Annotated in this window: 3 protein-coding genes; all 3 read left to right on the forward strand. The window is 65.2% G+C overall.

Annotated elements, in window-relative coordinates; translation table 11 throughout:
* A partial coding sequence (locus tag EOA85_RS27235) for a DciA family protein (RefSeq protein WP_127211838.1) occupies nucleotides 1-396 on the forward strand: 396 nt, incomplete at its 5' end.
* A gap of 187 nt (nucleotides 397-583) precedes the next feature.
* Nucleotides 584-1,312, forward strand: coding sequence for a DsbA family protein (locus tag EOA85_RS27240; protein ID WP_029355674.1), 729 nt, complete (start codon nucleotides 584-586; stop codon nucleotides 1,310-1,312).
* 117 nt (nucleotides 1,313-1,429) lie between these two features.
* Nucleotides 1,430-4,888: a chromosome segregation protein SMC gene (gene smc / locus EOA85_RS27245; protein ID WP_127211839.1), complete on the forward strand. Its 3,459-nt coding sequence runs from the start codon at nucleotides 1,430-1,432 to the stop codon at nucleotides 4,886-4,888.
* The last annotated feature ends 157 nt before the right edge of the window (nucleotides 4,889-5,045 follow it).

Here is a 5,045-nt window from a genome sequence, read left to right on the forward strand (position 1 = left end):
GTCCAGTCCTGGGACGAGATTGCCGGGCCGCGGCTCGCCAGCCGTTCGCGCCCTGAAAAGATCCAGTGGCCGCGCCGCATGCATGAAGATGATCCGTTCGAGCCGGCGGTTCTGGTCATCGCCTGCGAAGGCATGGCCGCGCTCCATTTGCAGCACGAGACCGGCGAGATCATTAACAGGGTCAACGCCTTCCTCGGCTTCAACGCTATCGGCCGGATCAGAATCGTACAAAAGCCGGTGACGGCGGACAAAGGGCGGCCTAAACCAAGCTTTCGGCCGCTGACCGCGGCCGAGAAGGTAAAGTTGTCAGGCACTGTCGGAATGATCGAGGATGACGGACTGCGCGCTTCGCTGGAGCGGCTCGGCGCCACCATTCTCGCTCAAAAGAAGACTTGAATTTTATGCATGTCGTCCGCCCAAAACCGCTGCGCACTTTTGGGCGACAAGCATTGATCTCGCGCTTTCGTGATCGCGTACACAAGGATTGGCGATTGGAATGGGGAAGGGGATGCCTTAATTCGCGCCAACTCTCGCCTTTTCTAGCCTTTGCATTGCAAAATCCAACCATTGTCAGGTGATTCGTATGGCCCGTCTTTTGTCCCGCAGAAACCTCTTGTCGTCGCTGGCCGCCATTCCGGCCGTGGCTCTGCTCGCCGCCTGCAGCGACTCGGGCGAGAAAGCCGTGGCGCAGGATGCAAAGCCTGCGGCTCCCGCCGATGCGATGAAGCCGGCCACTCCTGCCGCGGCCAAGGCGCCTGAGGCCCAGGGCACGGTGGACATGGCGGCTCTGCTGAAACCCGGCGCACTGCCCGACGAGCAACTGGGCAAGGACGACGCGAAGGTCACCATTGTCGAATATGCCTCGATGACCTGCCCGCACTGCGCGCATTTCCACGAAACCACCCTGCCTGAGCTGAAGACGAAATATATCGACACCGGCAAGGCCCGCCTTATCCTGCGCGAATTTCCGTTCGACCCCAGCGCCGAGGCCGGTTTCATGCTGGCGCGCTGCTCCAAGGACAATTATTTCCCGATGGTGGACGTTCTGTTCAGGCAGCAGGCGAACTGGGCAGGTGTCGCCAATACCAAGGACGCCCTGCTGCAAATCTCCAAGATGGCCGGTTTTACACAGGAGTCGTTCGAGGCCTGCTTGACGGACCAGAAACTTCTGGACGATGTGAGATCGGTCCAAAAGCGCGGCGCCGATGAATTCAAGGTCGACTCGACGCCGACCTTCTTTATCAACGGGAAGACCTACAAGGGGGCGCTGTCGATTGAGGAAATCTCGGCCATTATCGACCCTCTGCTCTGACGTTTCGGCAGCGCCGAAGCGGCTGCGCTTCGGCGTGCGCGACTATTTGTTGTGCCGCGGATTCTCTTCGCAAAACCGCGGAACGCTTTTGCGGAACTTGGCTATGGGGCGGCGCGAATGAAGTTTTCGCGCCTTCGCCTGCTCGGTTTCAAGTCCTTCGTCGAACCCGGCGAGTTCGTCATCGAACGCGGCCTGACCGGCATCGTCGGGCCGAACGGCTGCGGCAAGTCGAACCTTGTCGAGGCGCTGCGCTGGGTGATGGGCGAAAGCTCGTACAAGAACATGCGCGCGTCCGGCATGGACGACGTCATCTTTTCCGGTTCGGGAACGCGTCCTGCCCGCAACACCGCCGAAGTCACGCTTTTCCTCGACAACAGCGACCGTAGCGCGCCCTCCGCCTTCAACGACGCAGACGAACTGCAGGTTTCACGCCGCATCGAGCGCGAGGCGGGTTCGCTTTACCGCATCAATGGGAAGGAAGCCCGCGCCAAGGACGTGCAGCTGCTTTTCGCCGACCAGTCGACCGGCGCGCGCTCGCCCTCGATGGTCGGGCAAGGCCGCATCGGCGAGCTGATCCAGGCAAAGCCGCAGGCGCGCCGCGCGCTGCTGGAAGAGGCGGCCGGAATTTCGGGTCTGCACACGCGCCGCCACGAGGCGGAACTGCGTCTGAAAGCGGCCGAACAGAATCTGGAACGGCTGGACGACGTCGTCGGCGAGCTGGAAAGCCAGATCGAAAGCCTGAAGCGCCAGGCCCGCCAGGCCTCGCGCTTCAAGAACCTGTCGGCCGACATCCGCAAGGCCGAGGCGACGCTGCTGCATCTGCGCTGGACGTTGGCCAAAACACAAGAAGGCGAGGCGCGCTCGGCGCTGGCGATTGCCACGGCACTGGTCGGCGACCGCGCCGCCGCCCAGATGGCTGCCGCCAGGGAGCAAGGGATCAGCGCGCATCGGTTGCCGGAACTGCGCGATGCGGAAGCCGCCGCCGCTGCCGCCTTCCAGCGCCTGTCGATCGCCAAGACGCAGATCGAAGAGGAAGCGGGCCGCATCCGCGCCCGCCAAGCAGAACTCGACCGCCGGCTCCAGCAGCTCGACGGCGACATCGTCCGCGAGGAGCGGATGGTCCGAGACAATGCGGATATTCTTGAGCGCCTCGCCGCCGAAGAAGCCGTGCTCAACACTGAGAACGCCGGCGCCGCCGAGCGCGAGGCCAGCACCCGAGCGGTGTTCGAACAGGCGGCGTCGACGCTTGCCTCCAGTGAAGCCAAACTCGCTGGCCTCACGGCCGAACGGGCGGAGGCCGCCGCCTCCCGCAACCAGATCGAACGAACGCTGCGCGATACCGCCGAGCGCCGCGACCGTTTCGCCCGCCAGCTCGCCGATGTCGAACGGGAATTGTCCGACATCGCTTCGAGGGTCGCCGGCCTGCCCGATCCCGCCGAGAAGCGGCTGCTGGTCGAACAGGCGCTGGCGCTGCTGGAGGAGACGGAAGCCGCAGCGATTGCCGCCGAACAGGCTGTCGTCGATGCGCGCGCGGCGGAAAGCGCTGCCCGCCCGCCGGTTCAGGATGCAAAGGCCGAGCTGGCGCGGATTGAAACTGAGGCCCGCACGCTGGCCAAGATCCTGAATGCCGCGAGCGGCGACCTCTTCCCCTCTGTCCTGGAGCAGATCAGCGTCGAACGCGGCTATGAGACGGCGCTGGGCGCGGCCCTTGGCGAGGATCTCGATGTGCCGCTCGACCGCAGCGCGCCGGTGCATTGGGGCCAAAGCGAGATCCAGCCCGGCGACGCCGCTCTACCCGAAGGCATCAAGAGCCTTGCCAGTGTGGTGCGCGCGCCGGCGCAACTGGCCCGCCGATTGGCGCAGATCGGCATCGTCGAGGCCGGCGACGGAAAGCGGCTGCAAGCGCTGCTTGCTCCCGGGCAACGGCTGGTCAGCCGCGAAGGGGCGCTTTGGCGTTGGGATGGGTTCACCGCCAGCGCCGACGCGCCGACCGCGGCCGCGCAGCGGCTGGCGCAGAAAAACCGGCTGGCCGAGCTCGACGCCGAGGCGGTCCACGCGACCCGCATCCTGCGTCAGGCCGAAGAGGCTCTTGCCCATGCCGAGCAGGCGCTTGCCCGGGCGAGCGAGGCCGAGCGCTACGCCCGTCAAGCCGGGCGTGATGCCCAGCATGGGCTGGACGCCGCCCGCAACGCGCTGGCCGAGGCCGAGAAGGCCGGCGGCGAGCTGTCGAGCCGACGCGCCGCACTTGACGAGGCCCGCGCGCGTATCGTCGACAGCCATGAAGAGACGGCGGCGGCATTCGTCGAGGCGGAGATGCTGCTGCAAAGCGCTCCCGATCTCGGTGATCTGCAGTTGCAGCTCGAACAGTCGGCCGCCAACGTCGCTCGCGACCGCGCCACCCTTGCCGATGCCCGCGCCGTCCATGAAGGCTTGAGGCGGGAAGCCGACGCGCGAACGCGCCGCCTCGACGCCATCGGCCAGGAACGCCGCAACTGGCTGGAGCGCGCCGAAAACGCCTCGACGCAGATCGCGGCACTCGGCGAACGCAAGGCCGAGGCCGAGGCCGAGCGCGAAAGACTGGCCGACGCACCCGACGAGATCGACGCCAAGCGGCGCGCCTTGCTGTCGCAGCTTGCCGAAGCCGAAAGCCTGCGCCAGGCAGCCGGCGACCGGTTGCAGGAGGCGGAGAACAAGCAGTCCGAACTGGACAAGGCCGCGACATCAGCAATCCAGTCGTTGGCCGAGGCGCGCGAAACGCGCGTCCGCGCCGAAGAGCGGCTGACCGCTGCCGACGAAAGGCGGCTGGAGGTCGAGGCGCGCATTCAGGAAACGCTCAACACGCCGCCGCATCTGGTCATCCGCCACACCGGCCTGGAGGCCGACAGCCCGATGCCGGAGATGACTGAGATCGAGCGTCAGCTCGACCGGCTGAAGATCGAGCGCGAGCGCCTGGGCGCCGTCAATCTGCGCGCCGAGGAAGAGCAGAAGGAATTGTCCGATCGGCTGGAGACCATCGTTTCCGAACGCGAGGACATCATCGAGGCCATCCGCAAGCTGCGGCAGGCGATCCAGAGCCTGAACCGCGAAGGCCGCGAACGGCTGCTGGCTGCCTTCGACGTGGTCAACGGTCATTTCCAGCGGCTGTTTTCGCATCTGTTCGGCGGCGGGACGGCGGAACTGCAACTGATCGAGTCCGACGATCCGCTCGAGGCCGGTCTCGAAATCCTTGCGCGGCCGCCCGGCAAGAAGCCGCAGACGATGACGCTGCTTTCCGGCGGCGAACAGGCGTTGACGGCGATGTCTCTGATCTTCGCCGTGTTCCTGACCAATCCGGCGCCGATCTGCGTGCTCGACGAAGTCGACGCACCGCTCGACGATCAAAATGTCGAGCGTTTCTGCAATCTGATGGACGAAATGGCCGCCACCACCGAGACGCGCTTCGTCATCATCACGCACAACCCGATCACCATGGCCCGCATGAACCGGCTGTTCGGGGTGACCATGGCCGAGCAGGGCGTTAGCCAGCTCGTGTCGGTCGATCTGCAGGCGGCCGAGGCTCTGCGCGAGGCGAGCTGACGCGTCGACAGCACAGCTTGTCGGTAGCGCCTATCGGCTATAGCACGAGCTGAGACGGTCCTTCATTCGGATGTAGCATTTTGATGTTGCACATGGTCGTTTCGGAAATCGATCTCGATTTCGCGATCATGTGCATGGAGAACCTTGTTGCCTATAC

The organism is Mesorhizobium sp. M5C.F.Ca.IN.020.29.1.1, assembly GCF_003997375.1.
Classification (GTDB): Bacteria; Pseudomonadota; Alphaproteobacteria; order Rhizobiales; family Rhizobiaceae; genus Mesorhizobium; species Mesorhizobium wenxiniae.